The organism is Nonomuraea sp. NPDC049158 (assembly GCF_040648335.1).
Lineage (GTDB): Bacteria > Actinomycetota > Actinomycetes > Streptosporangiales > Streptosporangiaceae > Nonomuraea.
In genome coordinates, this window is sequence record NZ_JBEZDM010000036.1 from 85,684 (window position 1) to 106,928 (window position 21,245).

Below are 21,245 nucleotides of genomic sequence, written 5' to 3' on the forward strand. Positions count from 1 at the left end.
GTGCTGTGACTCCCCGCCTCAATCAGGCCCAATACTTATACCGTTATTAGTATAACGGTCACGGTATGGGCTTCGCGGCATGCGCTCGGCGCCGGGGCGGGTCAGATGAAGAGCGTTTCCGGAGCGGCGAGTGCCAGGCCGGCGGCGCCGAGCGCGTGCTGGGCATCGCTCCAAGGACGGACGATCACCTGGACGCGGTAGGCCGCGGTGACCTGGCTGCTCCGCATCACCACGGAGAACCCGGGCTCCAGACCCGGCCAGAGAACGTGGTTCTCGCCGATGACCGCGATGGTCGGCGTGCCGAGCAGGTTGACCACGCCGGCGACGGCCCGCCCGAGCATGGCGCCGATCTTGGCGAGCACCCGGGCCAGCGACCGCTCACCGGAGACCCACCGTGAGCGGAGCTCCTCGATGGTGGTGGACGCCTCGGCGAGGCCCTCGCGACGGGCGGCGCGCAGGATCCCGTCGTCGCTGGTGAACGTCTCCAGGCAGCCCCGGGCACCGCAGGCGCAGCGCGGGCCGGTAGCGGCGACCGGCGTGTGGCCGAACTCGCCGGACAGCCCACCCGGGCTGCGGTGCACCCGCCGCCGCAGGACCGCGCCGACCCCCACCCCGTCGCCGATGCCGAGCACCAGGAAGTCGTCGTGCTCAAGACCGGCCCGATACAGGAGTTCGGCGGTGGTGCTGGCCGTGAGGTCATTGTCCACGAGCACCGGGATCGGCAGCTTGGCGCGTAGCCGTTCCCCAAGGGGAAGGTTGCTCCACCCAAAGCGGGGACAGAACCGGATATAGCCCGCATCAACGGAAGCCGGCACGGCCACGCCCACGGCCTTGAGCCTGGGACCCATGACAGGGTCGGCCAGCCGCCGGTCGATGACGGTGAGTAGCTGGGGGAGCGGGTCTGCGTGACTGTCGAAGGAAGATACATCGGATGTGAGCAGCCGTCCATCCAGTCCCGCGACCACGGTGACGAGGTGGTCGGTCGCGACGCGTACGCCGATGGTCGCGGCGGCCTCCGGTACGACCTGCAGGGGGATGCGCGGCCGCCCCACCACCCCGGCCTGCGGGCTGAGAGTACGTAGATAACCGCAGGCCAGCAGGCGTCGCGTGTGTTCGTGAACGGTCGCGTCGCCGAGCTTGAGCCGGGCCGCGATCTGACGGCGGTCCAGGGCTCCCGCAGTGCCGAGAAGGGCCAGGATCTCGACGCGGGTCAGATCACCACGACCGGCTGTTCGGCGAGCAGTCATCGGATATTTCCTATCACGCGCTCATTGACATTACGGATTGCTACGCCCTAGTTTCGGAGCAATTAACTCGGCCCCGAGCTTATTGAGTGGAGCTGCGATGGGCAGGCAGATGTATAGCGGTCGGAGATCATTGGCGCTGGCGTCAGCGCTGGTCATCGCGGGAGGACTAACGACCGGTTGCGGGGGCGACGGCCAGGACTCGGCAGGAGGCAACAAGGCGAGCAACGGCGCGGTCACGCTCACCTGGGGGATGTGGGCGTCCGGAACCGAGGACCGAAACGCCTGGCAGAAAGTGGCCGACCAGGTCACCCAGAAGTACCCGAACATTAAGATCACGCTCGAGACCTCGCCCTTCAAGGATTACTTCACCAAGCTCGGCACCCGCCTCGCCGGTGGCAGCGCTCCGTGCGTCGTCTCCATGCAGAGCCTGCGCACGGGCGGCTACGTCAGCGGCATGCGTCCCTTGGACGACCTGATCAAGAAGAACGGCCTGGACACCGCCGACTTCGACACATCGATCATGGCCGGGCTGGCCTCGGGCGGCAAGCAGTACGCGCTGCCGTACGACGTCGGCTCGCTGATCATCACCTACAACAAGGACATGTTCAAGGCGGCCGGCGTGCCGGAGCCGAAGGTCGGCTGGAGCGTGGCGGACTTCGAGGCGGCGGCCAAGAAGCTGACCACCGGCGGCAAGTACGGCTTCGTGGGCTACCCCTCGGCCCTGGGGATGTTCTCGATGATCCTCGCCAAGACCGGCAACGCGGAGCCGATGGACGAGTCCGGCAAGCTCACCCTCACCACTGAGCAGATGAAGGCCGGCTTCCAGTGGTACGCGGACCTGACCGCCAAGCAGGGAGTCTCGCCCAAGATACCCGGCGTGGACAACAACTTCACCGAGACCCAGTTCCTCAACGGCAACGCGGCGATGTCGGTGAACGGGCCCTGGTCGGTTCTGGAGCTCAAGGCGAAGGCCAAGTTCGGTGTGGGCCTGGCCACCATCCCCGCCGGTCCCAACGGGACCAAGAGCTACACCGCCGGGTCCGGCTTCGGCATCTCCCAGTCCTGCCCGTACCCCGACGAGGCGTTCAAGGCGGTCAGCACGATGACCAGCGCCGAGGTGCTCGGGCAGCTCGGCGCGGTCGGGCGCGCCTACCCGGCGCGCAAGTCCGTACAGAACAAGTGGTACGAGAACGCCTTCGAGGGCTCCAAGCCGGTCCTCGACGCCGCCAACGCCTCCGCGAAGCCGTTCCGGACGACCAAGAACTGGGACCCGGTGGAGAAGCTGCTGGCCCAGTACGGCATTCAGGCCTTCAACGGCCAGACCACGGCGGCGGACGCACTCGACCAGGTGCAGCAGCAGTCACCGGCCTAAGGAGCGAAGTGTCCGACGACGCCATAGCCCGCCCCGCGGCGGTCGCGGGCAGACGGCGCCCCCGTCTGCGCCGCGACGGAAGGGCCGCGGCCTTCTTCGCGGCGCCCAGCATGATCGGGTTGACGGTCTTCACCCTCTTCCCGATCGTGCTGTCCCTGGTGATGGCCTTCTTCCAGTGGCCCGCGGTGGGCGAGCGAACCTTCACCGGACTGGAGAACTTCACCACACTGTTCACCGACCCCGTCTTCCGGCGGGCGCTGTTGAACACACTGCTGTTCGTGGTGCTCTATCTGCCGCTCAACCTCATCGTGTCGGTGGGGCTGGCGGTGTGGATGGGCCCGCGCATCAAGGGCCGCAAGGCACTGCGGGTGGTGTTCTTCCTGCCCGTGGTCACGCCGATGGTGGCCAACGCGATCGTCTGGCGGATGATCTACCAGCCGAACGGGCTGATCGACGGCTCGCTGTACGCCGCCACCGGCACGCACGCGCCGAACTTCCTCGGCGAGCCGGGCTGGGCCATGTTCGCCGTCGTCGCGATGAGCGTGTGGCAGGGGTTCGGCTACAACATGCTGGTCTTCTCGGCCGCGCTGGACGCCATCCCGCGGCATCTGCTGGAGGCGGCGCAGATCGACGGGGCGGGACCGTGGCGGCAGTTCTTCCGCATCATGCTGCCGATGATCTCCCCGGCGCTGTTCTTCGCCTCGACCATGACGCTCATCACCTCGTTCCAGGTCTTCACCCAGCCGTTCCTGATGACCGGCGGAGGGCCGGGCATGGACACCGAGACCCTCATGATGTTCGTCTTCGACAAGGGGTTCTCGATCTACCAGTACGGACTCGCGTCCGCCGGCGCCTGGATCCTGTTCGTGCTGATCCTGGGCGTGACCGCGGTGCAGTTCGTCGGCCAGCGCAGATGGGTGACCTACGATGTCTGATCACGCCGTCCGCCGCATCCGGCTGGTCATCTCGCACGTCGCGCTCTACCTGGTGGCCGCCGCGTTCCTGACGCCGCTGGTGTACATGCTGGCCACCTCGCTCAAGCCCGCCGACGAGGTGTTCCAGTCGCCACCGAGCCTGTTCGGCTCGCTGGTCCGGTGGGAGAACTACAGCGAGACGTTCGAGTTCCTGCCGTTCGGGAAGTTCGTCCTCAACGGGCTCGCCGTCGCCATCTGCGGCACGATCGTGGTGCTCGTGGCCTCGGCCATGTCGGCCTACGCCTTCTCACGGCTGCGCTGGCGCGGTCGCGACGGCTTCTTCCTGGTCTTCCTGGCCACGCTGATGATCCCCCAGGAAGTGCTGGTCGTGCCGATGTTCATGCTGATGAAATGGTTCGGCTGGGTGGACTCGTTCCAGGCGCTGATCTTCCCCTGGGCCTTCACCGCCTTCGGGACGTTCATGCTGCGCCAGTTCTTCCTGACCGTCCCCGAAGAGATCTCCGAGGGCGCCCGCATCGACGGCGCGGGATCGGTGCGCATCTTCACCAGCATCATGCTGCCGCTGATCAGACCCGCGCTCGCGGTGCTGGCGGTCTTCACGTTCATCAACTACTGGAACAGCTTCATGTGGCCGCTGATCATCATCAACACAGTTGATGAGAAGGCCACCGTCCCGCTGGGCCTGTCGCTCTTCGTCGGCCAGCAAGGCACCCAGTGGAACCTCATCATGGCCGCCTCGGTGATCTCCATGGCGCCGACCGCGGCGATCCTGATCCTCCTGCAGAAACATCTCATACGCGGGATCGCTACCAGCGGTCTCGGCGGCCGATGAAATCTCTTTTCGCGAAATCTCTTTTCGAAAGGAACGTAGTGGACCACGCCTGGTTCTCCGAATCCCGCTTCGGCATGTTCGTGCACTGGGGGCTGTACTCCCTGGCCGCCCGCCACGAGTGGGTGAAGAACCGCGAGCAAATGACCGACGAGCACTACCAGCGCTACTTCGACCACTTCGACCCCGACCTGTACGACCCGGCGGAGTGGGCACGGCTGGCCAAGGAAGCCGGCATGCGCTATGTCGTCCTCACCACCAAGCACCACGACGGCTTCTGCCTGTGGGACTCCGCGCAGACCGACTACAAGGTGACGCGCACGCCCTGGGGCAAGGACCTGATCGCGCCGTACGTGGAGGCCCTGCGCGCCGAAGGGCTGAAGGTCGGCTTCTACCACTCGCTGATCGACTGGCACCACCCCGAGTTCCCCGTCGACTCCCTGCACCCGCAGCGCGAGGACGAGGAGTTCAAGGCCGCCGCCAAGGGCCGCGACATCTCCAAGTACGCCGACTACCTGCACGCCCAGGTACGCGAGCTGCTCACCGACTACGGTCAGATCGACTACCTGTTCTTCGACTTCTCCTACGCCGGCAGAACGGGCTACTGGGGCGGCAAGGGCGCCGACGACTGGCGCTCACCGGAGTTGCTGGAGATGGTGCGCGAACTCCAGCCGGGGATCATCGTCAACGACCGGCTCGCCATCCCCGGCGACTTCGTCACCCCCGAGCAGTACCAGCCCGCCGCCCCGATGACCATCGACGGCCGAGAGGTGCCGTGGGAGGCCTGCCAGACCCTCAACGGCAGCTGGGGATACGACCGGGACAATCTTGACTACAAGACCCCTGACCTGCTCGTCCGCATGCTGATCGACAGCGTCGCCAAGGGCGGCAACCTGCTGCTCAACGTCGGCCCGGACGGACGCGGCCAGATCGACCCGCGGGCCCGCCAGAGCCTGGCTGAGATCGGTGAGTGGATGCGGCTGAACTCCCGCTCCATCTACGGCGCCGGCCCCAGCGGCTTCACCGCGCCGCCCGACTGCCGCTACACCCAGCGCGGTGATCGGCTCTACCTGCACGTGTTCGGCTGGCCGTTCCGCCACCTGCACCTGCCCGGGTTGGGCGGGCGCGTGAAGTACGCCCAGTTCCTGCACGACGCCTCGGAGATCCGTACGCGGGTCATCGACCCCTCCCAGACGGCCCAGAACACGGCCATCGGCGCCCTGAACCCGGACACCTTGACCCTCGACCTGCCGGTCCAGCGTCCTGACGTCGTCGTACCGGTCATCGAACTGTTCCTCGCCGACTAGCACTCCGTTCGCCGCGCTCCGCTGTAGCGGGCGCGGCCTCGGGAGGGTGCTCCGGCACCCTCCCGAGGGAAGTTCAGCTGCCCGGAGGCTCGAGTCGTCGGCTCGTCAACGTACGGCGAGCCGGCCCGGGCTGAACCAGCGGGTGAGGGCTGGTATCGGGCCGTGAAGGTCGTCTCGGTGCCGTCCGAACCGCGCGCCACGACGTCGACCTGGTCATCGGTCTGACTGAAGGACAGTACGTCCCACCCTCGCCGGACCTCCGCGCCGAGTTCGGCCGCGCGCTCGTTGAGCACGCGTTCAAGATCGCGCTGGTTGATCGGCAGGAGGTACATCGGGTTCTCCTTGCCGAGCGTGTGCAGCGGCAGCGGCATCCCGGCGAAGAAGAACCCAGGCGCCGACTCCGGTGCCCCTCGGCCCCCGCCGAGCGCGAGGACCTGCTGCTGGCCACCCTCACCAAGTTCTGGCAGCTGATCGCGGTGCCCGACACCGGCACCCTCCGCGACGACGCGATCGGCTTCCTGCGCAACGCCGACGCTGACCGATCAGGCATGATCACGTTGATGAGCGTGCAGCTGGCCTGCTACTTCCGCGACACCGGCACCAGCCTCACCGAGCTGCGCGACACCCTTCTCCCGCCGGGCCAGGCGACCGCCTTCGAGATGATCGTCGCGTCCGCGCCATCGGCCGGTGCTGTAGCCCGGCGGCGGCCACAGCCATAGCGAAGAGGACAGCCGCTACCACCGCGCCATCACCGCCTCCGCGCGACTTTGGCAAGCGTCTTCAGCGCAGCAGGAGATCGATGGCTACCTCCAGTCGTTCGAGGTAGACCTCCCGTGATGCGATCTGATGCTTGAGGCCGATCGATGCGCTGATCATCGTCTGCGCGACAGGGGAAGCCGCCTCTCGTCCCGACTTCATGGCGATCGCGTCTGTGATCAGTTCCTCGAAACGTCGCCGCGGGGTCTCGATGATCTCTCCGAGGAGGTCGGGATTGTCCTCGATGACCACCGCGACATCGCTCGTCAGCGGGCCGATGTAACGACCCGCCCACTGATCGAACGCTTCGACGAGACGCTCCAGAAGGGGTCGGCCGGTGTCGGCCAGGACGTGTTCGACCGCTGTGATGTCGCGATCCAAGGCCTGGGCAACCGCGGCACGGAACAGAGTCTCCTTCGCGGAAAACAGGAAATAGAGCCCGGGCCGGGAGATACGCGCCGCCCGCGCCACCTCCTCCATCGAGGTCTTCCGGTAACCGAATCGCGCGAACGTGCCCATGGCGGAGTCCAGAACCATGGACCGACGGTCGGTGTCGGCGACTGTCGACGGCGGCGGGTGACCAACCTCGGGACTGCTCATGAAGCGAGCATACGAGCGAGAAGCTAACTATACAAATCTTGTCTAGTCTGTATAGTCGCGGCCATGACCGCCGCCAAACTCATTTCCACGCCCTTTACCTCTTCCAGCACCGCCGCCGAGGTGCTGCGGGGCGTCGATCTCACCGGCGTCCGCGCGATCGTGACCGGAGGCTCCTCTGGAATCGGGACCGAGACGGCTCGTGTGTTGACCTCTGCCGGAGCGGAAGTGACGCTCGCTGTCCGAGACGCGACCGCGGGTGACGCTGTCGCCGAGACGATCGCGAAGTCGACCGGAGGGATCCGGCCCCGAGTCGTCCGGCTCGATCTCACCGACAGGACCACCGTCACGCGATTCGTCGACACGTGGAACGGCCCGCTTCACCTGTTGATCAACAACGCGGGCGTGGTCACCGGTGGCCTCGAACGGACGCCTGAGGGCTGGGAACTGCAATTCGCGACGAACCATCTCGGCCACTTCGCCCTGGCCTCCGGCCTTCACGACGCTCTGGCGCTGGGAGCGGCCGACCGCGACGGAGCGCGGATCGTCTCGGTCAGTTCGACAGCGCACATGCGTTCCGGCATCGACTTCGACGACCTCCACTTCGAGCGTCGCGGCTACGACCCGCAGATCGCCTACGCCCAATCGAAGACGGCGAACTCTCTATTCGCCGTCGAGGCGACCCGCCTTTGGGCATCCGACGGAATCATCGCCAATGCGGTGAACCCCGGCGGTGTCGCAACGGGACTGCAGCGGAACTTCACCGCGCAGCAGAAGGCGTCGCTCGATGCGGCCGAGGCCGCCGGAGTCTTCACCTACAAAACGGTCGAGCAGGGAGCCGCCGCCAGCATCGTCGCGGCCGTCGCCCCGGAGTTCGCTCACTCCGGAGGCCACTACCTGGACGACGCACAGGAGGCCTACACCGTGCCGGACGACGCCGACCTGACACAGCACCCCCACGGTGTCAAGGAATGGGCGCTCGATCCCACCGCCGCCAAACGCCTCTGGACGGTCTCGACCGACCTGCTCCGCGTCTGATCTCTCGACGCCACGGCAAGTGACAGGTCCGTTTACCGCACCCGATCGCGCCTGGAATGCGCGATCGACCCGGGTGCTCGTCTGAGCACAGCCAGTGCCGCGATCGGGAGCAGCAGCAGAGTCAGCCCACCCGACAACGCCAGCCCTCCGGTGCTCCCGGCCAGCTCGATCAGTGGTCCGCCGACGATCAGGCCGAGCGGGGCGGCCACCGTGGAGCCGGTCGTCCAGAGCGTGACGACCTGCTGTTGTTCGTCGGGCTCGAGCCCCGATTGCAGGAAGCTGTACGCGACAGGCGTGAACGGCGCCCACACCAGGCCGCCCAGACCAAAAACGATCAGCGCGAGAGTGAGATCGCCGACGAACGCCAGAGCGATCGGGCACATCGCCCACAGGCCGATGATGGCGATCAGCACATGACGCTGCGGAAGGTTGCGCAACTGATTGACGAGAGCGGCGCCGACGAATGCGCCAATGCCCAGCGCACCCCACATGAGACCCAGAGCGGACGCGTCGGCGTCCAGCGTCCCGCGTACGTACAGGGGAAGCGCCACCTCGATCGGCATGTAGAAGAAATTGAAGAAGAACTCGACCACCAGCAGCCGCGCGGCGACCGGTCGGCGACGCAGGATCCGCCAACCCGATTCGCGGGCTCCTGCGCGACCAGGCGCGTCACGATCTTTGGTGGCTCGGGGAACGGATACCAGGACGGCAGCCAGCAGGATCAGCGCACCGCACGCGTCGAAGAAGAGCGCGACGCCCGCGCCGGTGGACGCCACGATCACTCCGCCCAGCACCGGGCCGACGATGTAGAGCGCGAACGTGGAATTCAGCCCGAGCAAGCCGTTGACCGCGAACCGCCCGCTCTCGCCCGCGATGGACGTCGCCAGCAGACGTCGGCTGCTTGAGCCGGCCATCCGGAACGTCGCGCCAAAGAGGAGACCAACGATCAGCACGGGCAGCGAAAGTTGTTCGGTGACGGCCAAGACGCCGAGGATGGCGAAAGTCAGCGACCGTAAGGCACAGTCGGCGATCAGCAGGGTTCGCGGCGGCACCCTCACCCGCCCCAGTCCGATGGCCAGGGCGAGGATGGTGGACAGGACGAACGGCGCGGCCTCCACCAGCCCGATGGCGATCGCCTTGGGCACACTGCCGTGGATGGACAGCGTCTGTACGGGCATGGCCACGATGATCATGCCCGTACCGGCGTTGGCCAGGAGGTCGCCCAGCAGGAGCCCGGCCATCTGGCGGTCGCGCAGCACCGCGCGGTAGGACCGGTTGGCTTCGGGGGTCGCTCCGCTGGGCATATGGGCTGGTCTCCTCCTCAGGTCGGCGAAATGTTATCGCCGGTCGGCTCAGCGCTGCTCCTGGATGCGGATGAGGTTGCCCGCGGGATCGCGGAAGGCGCAGTCGCGGACGCCGTACGGCTGCTCGGTCGGCTCCTGGACGACCTCGGCGCCGCCGGTCTGCGCCCGCTCGAAGGCGCCGTCCAGGTCGGCGGTGGCAGTCCGGGCCAAGGGCCCCATCGTGGTGACCTCAAGCCTCGCCGGCATCGCGCCCAACCCGTTCGACCCCGTCTATTCCGCCAGCAAGCACGCCATCATCGGGCTGGTCCGGTCACTCGCACCCGCCCTGACCGAATCCGGGGTAACCATCAACGCGGTCTACCCGGGTTTCGTCGACACACCGATGCTCGCCGGCATCCGCGACCACGTCCTCAGGCACCATCTCGCCATCGCCGACCCGGACGAAGTCGCCGACGCGGTCCAAGCCATCGTCCGGCACGGCGCGACCGGCGAAGCCTGGGTAGTACAGGCAGGCCAACCACCGGAACCGGTGACGTTCCCGGCGATCGACCTCATGACCCGTCGACTTACCGGTGAGAACGACCCCACATAGCGCGGGACTCGGGACTCGTCATCGCTCACCGGCACATCGCGTCGATGAGGCCCGTGAAATGCGGGAACTCCGCTTGTGCGGCGGTCACGATCTGCTTGGGGGTACGGCGGCGGCCGGGTGCGTGCCGCTCGGCGATCGTTTGGAAGGCCGCATTCGGCTCGGTAGGGGAGTCGGGGTCCGCGAAGGCCTCGGCGGGGCCCAGACCGGCGGCGAACAGCCAGAGGAGGTCGCCGAGATCCCGGGCGATCACACCGTACTCGCCCTCCGAACCGATGTAGACCACGGGCTGGTCGGTGATCGCCGCATCGGGCCGTACCAGCCAGAAGCCGGTGTAGTCACCCGACCCGGTCGTGCCGAAGAAGCGGAAATCGCCGCCGTCGACCTCCTGGTTGCCGGTCCACAGGCGGAACCACCACGCCGTCCGGTCGGGCTCCTCGAAGTGGTCGTACAGCTCGAAGTCGCAGCCCCGGCTCTCATCGGTCTCCTCGTCCCACTCCCACTCGAAGCCGACCTGGGCCACCTCGGCCAGGGCAGTGGGCAGTGCGAGAGCTTCAGGTGTGTCCGTCACCCGGAAAGATTAAACGATCAATCAGGTCTGGCGCCCAGCGCGGTCAGAAGCTGAAGCGGAACATCCGGTAGTTGTCCCTGGACGCGGGGAACGTGTTCATGAGCCGGTACGTGACGCGGTAGACGCGTACGGGAATCTTCGCGAACAGCGAGGTGAAGGGGACATTCTCGATGTACCTGAATCGCGGATTCCATCGCTCGATCTCCCGGCGGTCGCGAATCGCCGTCCAGTAGGGCGGATATCCCTTGCGGGCCAGACTCTTCGACATCCGCTGTGTCATGCGAACGACCCATGGTGCCTCGAACAGCAACTCGCCAGTGCTGAAACGGTCGGCGAACTGTTGAAGGATCCGCTTGTTCTCGTCTTCGGTGCGATACCCGTCCGGCTCCGGATAGAGCTTACGGCGCAGGTCGATCACATCGGGGAGATCGACGTCGAACCAGCGGACACCGACCGGGCATGAATTCGTCGTGGACGGTTACCGGCTATCGAGTTTCTTCAGTGCCTGCTCAGATGCCGAGCCCGGCTCGGCGGCGTACAGGTCCAGCCCGCAGCATGACGGCTCGTCGGGCAGCGTGATGAGCTCGCCGTGCAGGGTCAGTTCGCCCACGACCGGGTGGTGCAGCACGTACGTCCGGGACCGCAGCCGCGCGACCGGATGCTCGGCCCACATCCGCGCGAACTCCGCGCTCAGTTCCCCCATGTGGTCGATGTGCGCCGCGAGTCCGGCGTCCCCGCGATAGCGCCCGAGCAGTACGCGCAGATGCGCCACATGCTCGCGTGCCGCCCGCTCCCAGCCGCTGCGGTGCAACGCGCGCACGGAGGGCTCGGCGAACAGCAGGTGCGAGAGCGTGCGGCGGTTCTCGGGCAGCGCGGCGAAGTCGCCGAACACCGCCACGGCGAGTTGGTTCCAGCCGACGATCTGGGTGTGCCGGCCGATCACCAGAGCCGGCGTCGTCACGAACGACGCCAGCAGGTACCGAAAGCTGAGCGGCACCTCCGACGGGTCCGCGGCCCCCGCGCACGGCTGGGGGCGCCGTGCCACCTGGTGCAGGTAAGTCAGTTCGTCGGTGTCCAGGCGCAGCGCCGCGCCGACGGCGCCCAAGATCTCGTCCGAGACGCTGTCGCCCTGGCCCTGTTCCAGACGCGTGTAGTGGGCGATGCTCACACCCGCCAGCCGGGCCAGTTCCTCACGCCTCAGCCCCGCGACCCGGCGCGTTCCGCCGTAGTCGCGCAGCCCGACGTCCGCCGGGCGCAGGCGCGCACGGCGTGACTTGAGGAACTCGCTCAGCTCGATCCGGTCGTCCACGCGACAACCCTACGTCTGGGTGTGCGGCGGGTGATCACGCCGTGAGTACGCAGAACGCGGGCCTGGCCGGGCGGTCGCGGTGGTTCCACGCTGTCAGGCGAGCCACCCACGCGAAAGCGGGTACGGCCGTGCCGCGCTTCCTGTCCCGGCATCTACACAAAACGAACGAACGGAGATCAGTCGTGTCCCAAACCCTCGGACTCATCGGCAGCGGAATGATCGGTACGTCCGTCGCCCGCCTGGCCGTCACGGCCGGCCTTGAGGTTGTCCTCAGTAATTCGCGAGGGCCCGAGACCCTCGCCGATCTCGTCGCCGAGCTGGGCGGGGCGTGCGAGCGGCCACACCGGCAGAAGCGGCACGCGCCGCGGACCTGGTGGTGGCGGCCATCCCGCTGAACGCCTACGAGCAGCTCCCCGCCGAGGCGCTGGCCGGCAAGACGGTGCTGGACACGGCGAACTACTACCCCGAGCGGGACGGGCACCTGGCCGACCTGGACGCGGGTGAACTGACCTCCAGCGCGCTGATCCAGCGCCACCTCGCGGACTCCCAGGTGGTCAAGGTCTTCAACACCATCACCCCGCACCAGTTGTTCGCCCTCGCCCGGCCCACAGGAGCGCCGGACCGCAGCGCCCTGCCCCTCGCCGGCGACGACGCGGCGGCCAAGGCGGAGACCATCCGGCTGTTGGACGTCCTCGGTTATGACGCGGTGGACATCGGCACACTTGCCGACAGCTGGCGCAGTGAACCGAACACGCCGGTATACATCCACCCCTATCTCGGTGAAACGCCCGCCATGAACGTTGAGGCCTTCCTCCGCTGGACCCTCCAGACGCCCGGCGTCGCCGTTCCCGCGGCTCAGATCGGCAAGCTCGTCGAGATCGCGGTCCGCCAGTCGGCCGGCGAGGCCAGGCTCCCGAGCGACGACTGAGTCAGCCGGCCAGCCCTATCGCGACCGGCCGTCCGATGCCACGTCCGGCACCGGTCACCGCGGGCGATGACTCGTCCGAGGGCTGTGCCCGCGTCCGTCACGACGAACGGCCTTGCCGTTCAGTGCATCCATCGGTTCTGACTTCCCGCCGGTAGCGGGGGTTGTCACCAGGCGGCTGGCAGTTCGTGGACGCCGTAGGCGGACATGTCATGCCGGAACTTCACGTCCTCCAACGGCACGGCCAGGCGCAGCCCCGGCAGCCTGCGCAGCAGTGCCGGCAGCGCGACCTGCAGTTCCACCCGCGCCAGGTTCTGCCCCAGGCACTGGTGGATGCCGTAGCCGAAGGCCAGATGCCCGCGGGTGTTGCGGCCGAGATCCACGGTGTCGGGCTGGTCGAGGAACGCCGTGTCCCGGTTGGCGGCGGGCAGGTTGACGGTCACCGCTTCGCCGGCCCGGATGAGCTGCCCGCCGATGGTGAGGTCCTCGGTGGCCACTCGTACGATCATGTCCCGGGCGATGGACAGATAACGCAGCAGCTCCTCGACGGCGTTCGCCACCACGGCGGGGTCGTCGGTGTCGCGGATCCGGGCGGCCTGATCCGGATGCCGCAGCAGCGCCAGCGTGCCCAGGCCGATCATGTTGGCCGTGGTCTCGTGTCCGGCGAACAGCAGGATCATGCCGTTCATGGCGGCTTCTTCGCGGCTGAGCTCGCCCTTGGCGACCCGCTCGGTGAGCAGGCGGCTGATGAGGTCGTCGCCCGGCTGGCGTTCCTTGTGCTCCACCAGGCCGAGCAGGTAGCCGAACAGCGCCCCGCTTGCCTGCGCCTTGTCCTGCGGTGAGGCGTCAGCGCGTGGCGCCGTCGACCTGCGAACGCTGCCGGAGGCCGGGCGCGCACAGATCATGCGAGCCCTGCGCGAGCAACTGGTCCCCGCGACCGAGTCGGGCCTGGGGCTCACGCTGCCTGAGCCTGCGCGGCGTTTCCTCATCGGCCACGTCAAGGTCCTGGCCCTCATGGCCGAAGACGTGGCGAAATCCACCGACGAGAAGGGACCCGCCTGAGACCGGCGGCCACCCACACGAGCAGGTGAATCTTCCCGCGTTGCCCGAGCAGGTCCGGCACACCCGAGCAGGTCCGCCCACGCCCGGCACGCGCCGGTGCGCGCTGATGCGCGCACCGGCGCGGTGCCTTCTGGCAGCCGTGCCGCACCGCTATCACGTCAGGGTTGTTCCGGTGTCCGCGGGACGAGCAGTCCCCGGTTGAACGCCTCGGTGACGGCGGCGGCGCGGTCGCCGACGCCGAGCTTGCCGTAGATGTTCAGCAGGTGGGATTTGACCGTGGCCTCGGTGATGAACAGCTGCGCCGCCGCCTCCCGGTTCGTGCCACCGGCCGCCACCAGCTGGAGTACTTCGAGCTCTCGCTGGCTGAGCGGCCCCGAGGGGGAGGAGCGTACCCGGCTCATGAGCAGGGCCGCCGCCGACGGCGCGAGAACCGCCTCGCCCCGAGCCGTCGCCCGGACCGCCCGCAGGAGCTCGTCACGGGGAGCGTCTTTGAGCAGGTAGCCGGTGGCGCCCGCCTCGATCGCGGGCAGCACGTGGCTATCGGTGTCGTACGTGGTGAGCACCAGCACGCGCGCCCCACTCCCGCCCCCGGCCAGCTCTCTGGTCGCGCTCACGCCGTCCACGCCGGGCATCCGCAGATCCATGAGGACCACATCCGGCCGCAGGGTCTCGGCGAGCCGAACCGCCTCGGCTCCGTCGGCGGCCTCACCGACCACCTCGAAGTCCGGATCGCGAGCGAACATACTGCTCAAACCATCTCTGACCACCGGATGATCGTCGACGACCAGCAGCCTGATCACGGCATCCGGGCGGCTCATGACACCGCCCGCTCGGCAGGGACGCGGGCCGAGATCCCCGTGCCGCCGCCGAGCTCCGACTCAACCTGCAGCGTCCCTGACAGACCCTCGATCCGCTGCCGCATCGCGACCAGCCCGAATCCGAGGTGAGCCGCACGCGGGCCATCGGCACCACCGTCCCCGAGCCGGACCGAATCGAAGCCGCCACTACCGTCCCCGAGTCGAGTCGGATCGAAGCCGACGCCGTCGTCACGCACGTCCAGAGCCACCTCGCGTTCCATGTACGACAGTGTCACCCCCGCCCGGGTCGCTCGCGCGTGCTTGGCCACGTTCGTCAGCGCCTCCTGCGCGATTCGGAGCAGCGCGACCTCGACCTCCGGGCGCATCGGCCGGCCCGTGCCGGTTGTCGTGACCTGGACCGGGATCTCGTGCAGTACCGACCAGCGGCTGGCCACGCTCGCCAGCGCCTCGCTCAGCCGTGCCGTCCGGAGCGGCTCAGGACGCAGCGCGTCCACCGATCGCCGCGCCTCGGACAGGCTCTCCCGGGCCAGCCCGGTCGCGGCCTCGATGTGCCGGCGCCATTCCACTGGGTCGTCGCCGGCGTGCTCGGCCGCGTGCAGTTGGGTGATGATGCCGGTGAGACCCTGCGCCAGGGTGTCGTGGATCTCCCGCGCCATCCGCCGCCGCTCGTCTTGCACGCCGGCCTGCCTGGCCTGCGCCAGTAACTGCTCGTGCAGGGCAGCGTTCTCCGTCAGCGTCGTCTCCAGCCTGCGGTTCGCTTCGCGCGCCTCTTCCAGCGCCCGCTTGCGCTCGTCGTTCTGCTGGGCGCCGCGCCGAGCAAACCAGGCGAAGCCACACATAGGGATCACATTCGCGGCCATGACGGCGACGTACGTGATCAGCCCCACGGGCGTGGTCTTGTCCACGTCGTACGCCTGCGCCGTGCCCGCCACCATCGCCACCGCCGCGACGCCGACCGGTTCCCACGGCCAGGGCAGGACCCGGAAGGCGTAGAGGTAGCCGGCGGGGGTGAAGAACCCGAACCACGGGTCCCTGACCACCAGAATCGCCGTGAGCAGGATCAGCACAGTGAAGAACACGGCCATCACCGGCACGCGCTCGCGCCAGGCGGGACGGAGTGTGAAGACGCCCATTATCCATGCCGCCATCAGCGCGCACAGAACCAGGTCGATGAGCGGGGAGGCGCCGGACGAGCGCTTGATGGCCACGGTGACAGCGGCCAGGAGTGCCAGCAACGCGTACGGCCCGACGGTCACCAGCACGGGCCACCGTGCCGCTGGATCGCTCATCCGCGTCCTCCTCCTCTTCCTCTGTCTTCCTTTGTCTTCATCTGTCGCTGGCCTCCAGCGCAGAATCTAACCTCCACGACGGCACGCGCCGGCGCGGCCCGGCGCGGCTAACCTCCACGACGGCGCGCTCCGATGCGGCCAACCTCCGCATCGGCGCGCTCCGATGCGGCCAACCTTCACGACGGCTCCCTCCCGATGCGGCTCAGCCCGCCTGAGGGGGTTCGATGGACAGGGCGTGCCGGAAGACGTTGCGTGGGTCCCACCGGGCCTTCACCCGTTGGAGGCGTGGGTAGTTGTCCTTGTAGTAGAGAGTGTGCGCGGGCACACCTGAGGTGTTCCATACCGGATCGGCCAGGTCGGCATCCGGGTAGTTGATGTAGGAGCCGTCGTTGACCTCGCCGGGGACGGGCACGCCGCCGGTGTCGGTGTATACGTCGTGGTAGAGGCCGCGGACCCAGGCCAGATTGGCCTTGTCCTCCTTTTCGTCTTCCCAGATCGTCTGGTAGACCGCCTTCATGACCACCTCTCGCTGGGCGATCGCGGTGGCTCCTGGCGCTACCGCGCGGACCTGGCCGCCGTAGCCGATGAGCAGCATGCCTGCGTTGGGGCCGCCGGTGGCGTTCGTCAGGTTGCGGTGGATGGCCGCGAGCTGGGTCTCGGTGAACGAGCGTCGCAGGTAGCCGGCCTTGATCTTGTAGCGCCGGGTGAGCACGTCACCTGGCTCGCCGGTGCCCGGCCAGGTCATCCGGTGCAACCAGGGCAGCGTCCGCCGGATGTCGAGCGCCGGTTTGAGGTCGACGTCAGCGGTCACCGCGGACGCGAAGCCGGTCACCATGCTGTCGGCGTCGGGGAGGTCCGCGTCGATCTGCGCGACCAGCATGACGGTTCCGCCGGCGCGGTGCGACAGCTGGAGGATCCCGTACAGTCCGGCGTACGGAGAGCCGGGCGCGCTGTTGCGCTCATGCCAGGTGCCGAAGTTGCGCAGCAGGCCGGTGAGCGCCTGCTCGGTCATGTGCTCCCAGGACCAGATGACCACGTGCTGCAGCATCCGCTGCGGCGCCGCGGGCAGCAGCTGGGACGGGTCGGTGCCGGCCACGCCGGGGGAGCGCAGCCAGTAGCGGGTGACCACGCCGAAGTTGCCGCCGCCACCGCCGGTGTGCGCCCACCACAGGTCGCGGTGCGGGTCGTCCGGCTCGCAGGTGGCGACCACCGCGCGGGCGGTGCCGTCGCGGTCGACCACCACGACCTCCACGCCGTACAGGTGATCCACCACCGAGCCGTACCGCCGGGACAGCGGTCCGTATCCGCCGCCCGCGAAGTGCCCACCGGCACCCACCTCTGGGCAGCCGCCCCCGGGGATCGTCACGCCCCAGCCTTTGAGCAGCGTCCGGTACACGTGGCCGAGGGTGGCTCCGGGTTGCACGGCGAACGCCCGCCGACCGGCGTCATAGCCGACCGCGTCCATTGGAGAGAGGTCCAGCAGCATGCGTACCGCTGGATCGGCGGTGAAGTTCTCGAAGCAGTGCCCGCCGCTGCGCACCGCAACCCGCCGGCCGGAGCGCACGGCCTCCGACACCGCGCGCACCACCTGATCGGTGGACCCGACCACGCGGATCTCCTCCGGCCGGCCGACGAACCGGAAGTTGTTGCCTCGCAACAGGTTGTCGTAGCGGAAGTCGCCTGGACGTACGGTCACCGGTCCGAATATCGCTGTGTCCGCGTCCGCTCCCGCCGCGACCGACTCCGCCGCGTCCGATTGCGCCAACGCCGCATTGGCGCCCCACGTGCCGGCCGCCGCAGTGCCCGCTGCGGTGATCGCCGCGGCACCCGCGCCGGCGAGCAGCCCACGACGACTCACCGCTCCGCCGTCCGGCGTGTTCGTACGCCCGTCGCTCACTTCTGCCATGTGGCTCGCCCCTTCCGATTGAGGTCGTCAGCCTCTCAAGCTGGCAGCAAGGCACACATCAACCCGTGGCATGAATCAGCGGCTCAGCTCTCCGCCCCACCGAACGGCTGATCCGCCCCACCGATCGGCTGACCGGCAGCCAGTGGCTTCAGCTGCCTGTGTCCAGGAGGTCGGGCGTGCGCGGGCAGGAGGATGGGGCGAGGGTGGGCGAAGGCCCGGCACCGCCTGTCGATTCCGCTAAGCGTTCCGGCCCGAGAGCACGCCTCACCTCTGCGCGTAGGTGACGTCGAAGTCAGGCTTCCAGCTTTCGCCGTCGTCGGAGGCCTCCCATCGCCCGGTGACAAGGCGGCCGTCGCCACGGACGGTTGCCTCGAAGCGCTGGTGAAAGCCCGGCCCCGCCTGCCCCCACATCTCCCAATGACCGTCCTCGAAGCTCATCCGGTAGATCCTGCAGACACCCCGCGCATCGGCGTAGAGCATGGCGAAGGCGCCGCTGTGGTCGTCGAGACCGATGGCGGCATCGATCGGAAACGGCGAACTCTCCTGCCATTGCCGGGCGATCGCCTGAGGTGGGTCGACGTGCATGATGAGGAATCCCCGACTGTCGTGCCAGGTGAACATCGCCGTGGACCGGCCCATCGACTGCCCGTCGATCGAGGCCTCCATGTCCCACCCCCCGACGAGCACATCCAGGCTCTGCAACCGCTGGTTGGCTGTGTGTCCCGCTGTAGTCATGGCTACCTCCCGTTGACGTGTGGTCGGAAGGTAGACCGGACGCGTGCCGCAAACTCATCGCCGGGGTGCCGGCCAGATCACCATGCGGGGACGTCGCGGCCGAGGAAGGCCAGCAGGTGCCGGTGCGCGGGGGCGTCGGCGGGGGCGGGGACCGCGGGGCCGAACATGCCAGGGCGGCGGAAGGTATCGAAGTCCATGCCGTGCATGATCGTGAGCAGCTCGCCGCACGACCGCTCGTCGACGAGGTGCTCCTGACCGGTGGCCAGGGCCAGGTCGGCGCCGTGGACGAGGACTTCGGTGAGGTGGATGAGGGCGGCCATCGGCCCCGGAACGGCCCCGAACCCCAGGCGTACGGTGGCATCGAGGGCGCCTGGGCGGTGCCAGGCGGCGCGGTCGAGGTCGGCCGCGGTGACGAAGGCGGCCTGCGGGTCGGTGCCGAGCCAGTCATCCTCGTGGTCGCCGCCCGCGTCCGTCGAGGTGAGTTCGGCGGCGAAGACACGCATGCCGCCGACCATGTGGTTGAGCTCGGTACGCACGTCCCATCCGGTGCAGGGGGTAGGGGTGTGGAGCTGGCTGTCGGTGATGCCTTTGACGATGGCGGCGGTCATGTCGAGGGCGCGGTCGATCTTGTCGATCGTGGCGGTGGTCATGTCGTCCTCCAGAACGAGGTCTGCGAAATGAGCGTCTGCGAAATGAGCGTCTGCGAAATGAGGGCGGGGAGAGGGGTCAGTCGGTCGGGCTGAGTACGTCGTCGAGCCAGTCGTAGACGCGCGCGAAGGCCAGCCGCTGGGCGCCGCAGGTGATCGCGACCTCGCCGAAGTCGGCGCCTCCGTAGGCGATGTGCCCGAAGGTGGGCAGGGTCTCGTACCAGAACTGAGGGTTGTCGGGAAAGAACAGCGGGCGCATGGTCGCTCCTAAAGCAGTGGTTAACTGCGTTAGGGGGACTTTAGGACGCCATTGCTCGCAAACGCAAGTCGTGACTGCGTTAAGCTGGCGGGCATGGTGGAACAGCAGCCGATTCGCCGGCCTGGCGGGCGTAGCGCCCGCGTCCGCGCCGCAGTGCATCACGCGGTCACCGACCTGATCGCCGAGCGCGGCCACGGCAACTTCACCGTTGGCGACGTCGCCACCCGCGCCGGAGTGGCCGACACCAGCGTCTACCGCCGCTGGGGCACCCTGGAGGCCCTGCTCACGGACGTGGCGATCACCTGGCTCACCACCACCTCGCCCATCCCGGACACCGGCAGCTTGGAGGGTGACCTGCGCGCGTACGCCGCCGGGGTCGCGCGCGACGTGACCGGACCCGACGGGCTGGCGGTGCTGCGCCTGGTCATCGCCCTGTCGACCGGGGGAGAGGCCGGCGTACGGGCAAGAGACGCGTTCCTGGCCGAACGCGGACGCCAGCTGCAGGGCATGCTGGACCGCGCCCGAGACCGCGGCGAACATCCCCCCGAGGGCCTGGACATCCTCGACCATCTCCTGGCCCCGATGTACGTCCGCGTCCTGTTCGGCACGGGCCCGCTCACCCCCGACTACGTCAACGCCCTGGCCGACCGCCTTCTGGTCCGCCCCCGCCCTGGGCCGGACTGACCGCGGTCACACCATGGCGATCGGGCCAAGGTAGGTGCCGCCCGAGACGTCGATGGTCTGGCCGGTCACCCATCGGCCCCGCGGGCCCGCCAGGAAGCCGACGACGTCCGCGACGTCCTCGGGCTCGCCGAGCCGGCCGAGCGCGGTGATCGCTTCGATGCCGGCGACCACCTCGGGGATGGAGGAGTAGCCCGCGGTCATGTCGGTACGCACCGCGCCGGGCGCGACCGTGTTGACCGTGATGCCGCGCCTGCCGAGCTCGTTGGCCAGGGACGGGGCCATCGACTCCAGTGCCGCCTTGCTGATGGTGTAGCCGATCTGCGTGGAGACCGCGAAGCGGCTGGCCGTCGAGCCCATGTTGATGATGCGGCCGCCGTCGTTCAGCAGCGGAAGGGCGCGCTGGATCACGAAGAACGGCGTGCTGACGTTGATCGTGAGCAGCCTGCCGAACTCCTCCGGCGTGATCTGCGCGATCGGGTTGACCGAGCTGATGCCCGCGTTGTTGACCAGGATGTCCAGGCCGCCGCCCGCCAGTCCCTCGGCCAGCCCCTCGAACAGGCGGTCCACCGCGCCATCGTCGCCGAACCGGGCCTGGACGGCGAACGCCCGGCCGCCTTCCTGCTCGATCCGCGCCACCGTCTGCTTGGCCGCGTCGTCGTTGCCGCCGTAGTGGACGGCGACCAGAGCGCCTTCGGCGGCCAGTCGCAGCGCGACCGCCCGGCCGATTCCGCGCGATCCACCGGTCACCAGCGCGGTCTTGCCGGTCAAGCTGTTCATCTCTGCTCCTCGTTCAGCGGCCGGTCCTCGGCGGATCCGGCGATGGCTCAACAGTGGCGGCGGTGGCTCACCGCACGCTCACCGACGGCTCACCGGCTGAGCGGAGCTCCGGGTGGGGCGGGACCCTGAGCGATCCCACCCCACGACCCGGCTCAGAAGTCCATGTCGCCACCCGGCATGGCCGGAGCGGCAGAGGTCTTCTCGGGCTTCTCGGCGATGACCGCCTCGGTGGTGAGGAAGAGCGCCGCGATGGAAGCGGCGTTCTGCAGTGCCGAGCGCGTCACCTTGG

Annotated in this window: 26 protein-coding genes and 1 pseudogene; 11 read left to right on the plus strand and 16 right to left on the minus strand. The window is 68.4% G+C overall.

Annotated features, from left to right (window positions below):
- Positions 1–101: 101 nt before the first annotated feature.
- Complete coding sequence (locus AB0B61_RS46410; RefSeq protein WP_358446944.1) at positions 102–1,247, minus strand: ROK family protein; 1,146 nt, start codon at positions 1,245–1,247, stop codon at positions 102–104.
- Positions 1,248–1,377: 130 nt separating this feature from the next.
- Here AB0B61_RS46410 and AB0B61_RS46415 point away from each other — a divergent pair, with 130 nt between their 5' ends.
- Genes AB0B61_RS46415 through AB0B61_RS46430 form a run of 4 tightly spaced genes read left to right on the plus strand, consistent with a single transcriptional unit; the run spans position 1,378 to position 5,690 of the window.
- Positions 1,378–2,619, plus strand: a complete 1,242-nt coding sequence (locus AB0B61_RS46415; protein ID WP_358446947.1) for a sugar ABC transporter substrate-binding protein — start codon at positions 1,378–1,380, stop codon at positions 2,617–2,619.
- A gap of 8 nt (positions 2,620–2,627) precedes the next feature.
- On the plus strand, positions 2,628–3,554 hold the full coding sequence (locus AB0B61_RS46420; protein ID WP_358446950.1) for a sugar ABC transporter permease: 927 nt from the start codon (positions 2,628–2,630) through the stop codon (positions 3,552–3,554).
- Complete coding sequence (locus AB0B61_RS46425; protein WP_358446953.1) at positions 3,547–4,386, plus strand: carbohydrate ABC transporter permease; 840 nt, start codon at positions 3,547–3,549, stop codon at positions 4,384–4,386. The genes AB0B61_RS46420 and AB0B61_RS46425 overlap by 8 nt, the downstream gene beginning before the upstream one ends.
- A 38-nt stretch (positions 4,387–4,424) precedes the next feature.
- The gene (locus AB0B61_RS46430; protein WP_358446955.1) at positions 4,425–5,690 is read left to right on the plus strand and encodes an alpha-L-fucosidase; all 1,266 of its coding nucleotides are present in this window, start codon (positions 4,425–4,427) and stop codon (positions 5,688–5,690) included.
- On the opposite strand, the gene AB0B61_RS46435 is transcribed toward AB0B61_RS46430, so the two are convergent.
- Complete coding sequence (locus AB0B61_RS46435; RefSeq protein ID WP_358446958.1) at positions 5,687–6,061, minus strand: FAD-dependent monooxygenase; 375 nt, start codon at positions 6,059–6,061, stop codon at positions 5,687–5,689. The genes AB0B61_RS46430 and AB0B61_RS46435 overlap by 4 nt on opposite strands.
- Here AB0B61_RS46435 and AB0B61_RS46440 point away from each other — a divergent pair.
- The gene (locus tag AB0B61_RS46440; RefSeq protein ID WP_358446961.1) at positions 6,044–6,409 is read left to right on the plus strand and encodes a hypothetical protein; all 366 of its coding nucleotides are present in this window, start codon (positions 6,044–6,046) and stop codon (positions 6,407–6,409) included. The two genes, AB0B61_RS46435 and AB0B61_RS46440, sit on opposite strands and share 18 nt — an antisense overlap.
- Before the next feature lie 61 nt (positions 6,410–6,470).
- On the opposite strand, the gene AB0B61_RS46445 is transcribed toward AB0B61_RS46440, so the two are convergent.
- The gene (locus tag AB0B61_RS46445; protein ID WP_358446964.1) at positions 6,471–7,046 is read right to left on the minus strand and encodes a TetR/AcrR family transcriptional regulator; all 576 of its coding nucleotides are present in this window, start codon (positions 7,044–7,046) and stop codon (positions 6,471–6,473) included.
- A gap of 63 nt (positions 7,047–7,109) precedes the next feature.
- On the opposite strand from AB0B61_RS46445, the gene AB0B61_RS46450 reads away from it, so the two are divergent.
- On the plus strand, positions 7,110–8,081 hold the full coding sequence (locus AB0B61_RS46450; RefSeq protein ID WP_358446967.1) for an SDR family NAD(P)-dependent oxidoreductase: 972 nt from the start codon (positions 7,110–7,112) through the stop codon (positions 8,079–8,081).
- A 32-nt stretch (positions 8,082–8,113) separates the two neighbouring features.
- Here AB0B61_RS46450 and AB0B61_RS46455 read toward each other — a convergent pair whose 3' ends face one another.
- Positions 8,114–9,385, minus strand: coding sequence for an MFS transporter (locus AB0B61_RS46455; RefSeq protein ID WP_358446970.1), 1,272 nt, complete (start codon positions 9,383–9,385; stop codon positions 8,114–8,116).
- A 48-nt stretch (positions 9,386–9,433) separates the two neighbouring features.
- Positions 9,434–9,583, minus strand: a pseudogene (locus AB0B61_RS46460) (VOC family protein); the annotation flags it as partial.
- 22 nt (positions 9,584–9,605) lie between these two features.
- On the opposite strand from AB0B61_RS46460, the gene AB0B61_RS46465 reads away from it, so the two are divergent.
- Positions 9,606–9,977, plus strand: a complete 372-nt coding sequence (locus tag AB0B61_RS46465; protein WP_358446972.1) for an SDR family NAD(P)-dependent oxidoreductase — start codon at positions 9,606–9,608, stop codon at positions 9,975–9,977.
- A 25-nt stretch (positions 9,978–10,002) separates the two neighbouring features.
- Here AB0B61_RS46465 and AB0B61_RS46470 read toward each other — a convergent pair whose 3' ends face one another.
- The 3 genes from AB0B61_RS46470 to AB0B61_RS46480 are packed head-to-tail and all read right to left on the minus strand — an operon-like array spanning position 10,003 to position 11,854.
- Entirely contained in the window at positions 10,003–10,545 is a 543-nt protein-coding gene (locus AB0B61_RS46470) for an SMI1/KNR4 family protein (protein ID WP_358446975.1), read from the minus strand.
- Positions 10,546–10,588: 43 nt separating this feature from the next.
- Positions 10,589–10,963, minus strand: a complete 375-nt coding sequence (locus tag AB0B61_RS46475; RefSeq protein WP_358446978.1) for a hypothetical protein — start codon at positions 10,961–10,963, stop codon at positions 10,589–10,591.
- 60 nt (positions 10,964–11,023) lie between these two features.
- Positions 11,024–11,854 carry a helix-turn-helix transcriptional regulator gene (locus tag AB0B61_RS46480; protein ID WP_358446981.1) on the minus strand — a complete coding sequence of 277 codons (831 nt, stop codon included), beginning with the start codon at positions 11,852–11,854 and terminating at the stop codon, positions 11,024–11,026.
- A gap of 215 nt (positions 11,855–12,069) precedes the next feature.
- Here AB0B61_RS46480 and AB0B61_RS46485 point away from each other — a divergent pair, with 215 nt between their 5' ends.
- Positions 12,070–12,249, plus strand: coding sequence for a hypothetical protein (locus AB0B61_RS46485; protein ID WP_358447017.1), 180 nt, complete (start codon positions 12,070–12,072; stop codon positions 12,247–12,249).
- Complete coding sequence (locus AB0B61_RS46490) at positions 12,183–12,782, plus strand: NADP oxidoreductase (protein ID WP_358446984.1); 600 nt, start codon at positions 12,183–12,185, stop codon at positions 12,780–12,782. Before AB0B61_RS46485 ends, AB0B61_RS46490 begins: the two co-directional genes overlap by 67 nt.
- Positions 12,783–12,946: 164 nt before the next feature.
- On the opposite strand, the gene AB0B61_RS46495 is transcribed toward AB0B61_RS46490, so the two are convergent.
- Positions 12,947–13,684: a cytochrome P450 gene (locus AB0B61_RS46495; protein ID WP_358446987.1), complete on the minus strand. Its 738-nt coding sequence runs from the start codon at positions 13,682–13,684 to the stop codon at positions 12,947–12,949.
- On the opposite strand from AB0B61_RS46495, the gene AB0B61_RS46500 reads away from it, so the two are divergent.
- Positions 13,683–13,841: a hypothetical protein gene (locus tag AB0B61_RS46500; RefSeq protein WP_358446990.1), complete on the plus strand. Its 159-nt coding sequence runs from the start codon at positions 13,683–13,685 to the stop codon at positions 13,839–13,841. The two genes, AB0B61_RS46495 and AB0B61_RS46500, sit on opposite strands and share 2 nt — an antisense overlap.
- 158 nt (positions 13,842–13,999) lie before the next feature.
- On the opposite strand, the gene AB0B61_RS46505 is transcribed toward AB0B61_RS46500, so the two are convergent.
- The 6 genes from AB0B61_RS46505 to AB0B61_RS46530 all read right to left on the minus strand — a co-directional run bounded on the left by AB0B61_RS46505 (position 14,000) and on the right by AB0B61_RS46530 (position 19,495).
- A complete protein-coding gene (locus tag AB0B61_RS46505; protein ID WP_358446993.1) occupies positions 14,000–14,659 on the minus strand; it encodes a response regulator transcription factor in 660 nt (219 codons plus the stop codon).
- Positions 14,656–15,948 carry a sensor histidine kinase gene (locus tag AB0B61_RS46510; protein ID WP_358446996.1) on the minus strand — a complete coding sequence of 431 codons (1,293 nt, stop codon included), beginning with the start codon at positions 15,946–15,948 and terminating at the stop codon, positions 14,656–14,658. Before AB0B61_RS46510 ends, AB0B61_RS46505 begins: the two co-directional genes overlap by 4 nt.
- Positions 15,949–16,150: 202 nt before the next feature.
- On the minus strand, positions 16,151–17,854 hold the full coding sequence (locus AB0B61_RS46515) for an FAD-binding protein (RefSeq protein WP_358446999.1): 1,704 nt from the start codon (positions 17,852–17,854) through the stop codon (positions 16,151–16,153).
- 264 nt (positions 17,855–18,118) lie between these two features.
- Positions 18,119–18,520 carry a hypothetical protein gene (locus AB0B61_RS46520; RefSeq protein WP_358447002.1) on the minus strand — a complete coding sequence of 134 codons (402 nt, stop codon included), beginning with the start codon at positions 18,518–18,520 and terminating at the stop codon, positions 18,119–18,121.
- Between the two features lie 146 nt (positions 18,521–18,666).
- On the minus strand, positions 18,667–19,239 hold the full coding sequence (locus AB0B61_RS46525) for a TIGR03086 family metal-binding protein (protein WP_358447004.1): 573 nt from the start codon (positions 19,237–19,239) through the stop codon (positions 18,667–18,669).
- A 76-nt stretch (positions 19,240–19,315) separates the two neighbouring features.
- Complete coding sequence (locus tag AB0B61_RS46530) at positions 19,316–19,495, minus strand: hypothetical protein (protein ID WP_358447007.1); 180 nt, start codon at positions 19,493–19,495, stop codon at positions 19,316–19,318.
- Between the two features lie 93 nt (positions 19,496–19,588).
- Between AB0B61_RS46530 and AB0B61_RS46535 the strand changes: the two genes are divergently transcribed.
- Entirely contained in the window at positions 19,589–20,179 is a 591-nt protein-coding gene (locus AB0B61_RS46535; protein WP_358447010.1) for a TetR/AcrR family transcriptional regulator, read from the plus strand.
- Positions 20,180–20,185: 6 nt separating this feature from the next.
- On the opposite strand, the gene AB0B61_RS46540 is transcribed toward AB0B61_RS46535, so the two are convergent.
- Positions 20,186–20,956, minus strand: a complete 771-nt coding sequence (locus tag AB0B61_RS46540) for an SDR family oxidoreductase (RefSeq protein WP_358447013.1) — start codon at positions 20,954–20,956, stop codon at positions 20,186–20,188.
- Positions 20,957–21,245 lie beyond the last annotated feature (289 nt).

Bases quoted from the DNA above. Each gene is read 5' to 3' on its own strand.
- AB0B61_RS46435 (WP_358446958.1), bottom strand. From the start codon at position 6,061: ATGCCGCTGCCGCTGCACACGCTCGGCAAGGAGAACCCGATGTACCTC.
- AB0B61_RS46530 (WP_358447007.1), bottom strand. From the start codon at position 19,495: ATGCGCCCGCTGTTCTTTCCCGACAACCCTCAGTTCTGGTACGAGACC.
- AB0B61_RS46540 (WP_358447013.1), bottom strand. From the start codon at position 20,956: ATGAACAGCTTGACCGGCAAGACCGCGCTGGTGACCGGTGGATCGCGC.
- AB0B61_RS46495 (WP_358446987.1), bottom strand. From the start codon at position 13,684: ATGATCTGTGCGCGCCCGGCCTCCGGCAGCGTTCGCAGGTCGACGGCG.
- AB0B61_RS46510 (WP_358446996.1), bottom strand. From the start codon at position 15,948: ATGAGCGATCCAGCGGCACGGTGGCCCGTGCTGGTGACCGTCGGGCCG.
- AB0B61_RS46425 (WP_358446953.1), top strand. From the start codon at position 3,547: ATGTCTGATCACGCCGTCCGCCGCATCCGGCTGGTCATCTCGCACGTC.
- AB0B61_RS46505 (WP_358446993.1), bottom strand. From the start codon at position 14,659: ATGAGCCGCCCGGATGCCGTGATCAGGCTGCTGGTCGTCGACGATCAT.
- AB0B61_RS46455 (WP_358446970.1), bottom strand. From the start codon at position 9,385: ATGCCCAGCGGAGCGACCCCCGAAGCCAACCGGTCCTACCGCGCGGTG.
- AB0B61_RS46515 (WP_358446999.1), bottom strand. From the start codon at position 17,854: ATGGCAGAAGTGAGCGACGGGCGTACGAACACGCCGGACGGCGGAGCG.
- AB0B61_RS46525 (WP_358447004.1), bottom strand. From the start codon at position 19,239: ATGACCACCGCCACGATCGACAAGATCGACCGCGCCCTCGACATGACC.
- AB0B61_RS46410 (WP_358446944.1), bottom strand. From the start codon at position 1,247: ATGACTGCTCGCCGAACAGCCGGTCGTGGTGATCTGACCCGCGTCGAG.
- AB0B61_RS46450 (WP_358446967.1), top strand. From the start codon at position 7,110: ATGACCGCCGCCAAACTCATTTCCACGCCCTTTACCTCTTCCAGCACC.
- AB0B61_RS46520 (WP_358447002.1), bottom strand. From the start codon at position 18,520: ATGGAGGCCTCGATCGACGGGCAGTCGATGGGCCGGTCCACGGCGATG.
- AB0B61_RS46485 (WP_358447017.1), top strand. From the start codon at position 12,070: ATGATCGGTACGTCCGTCGCCCGCCTGGCCGTCACGGCCGGCCTTGAG.
- AB0B61_RS46445 (WP_358446964.1), bottom strand. From the start codon at position 7,046: ATGAGCAGTCCCGAGGTTGGTCACCCGCCGCCGTCGACAGTCGCCGAC.
- AB0B61_RS46500 (WP_358446990.1), top strand. From the start codon at position 13,683: ATGCGAGCCCTGCGCGAGCAACTGGTCCCCGCGACCGAGTCGGGCCTG.
- AB0B61_RS46535 (WP_358447010.1), top strand. From the start codon at position 19,589: ATGGTGGAACAGCAGCCGATTCGCCGGCCTGGCGGGCGTAGCGCCCGC.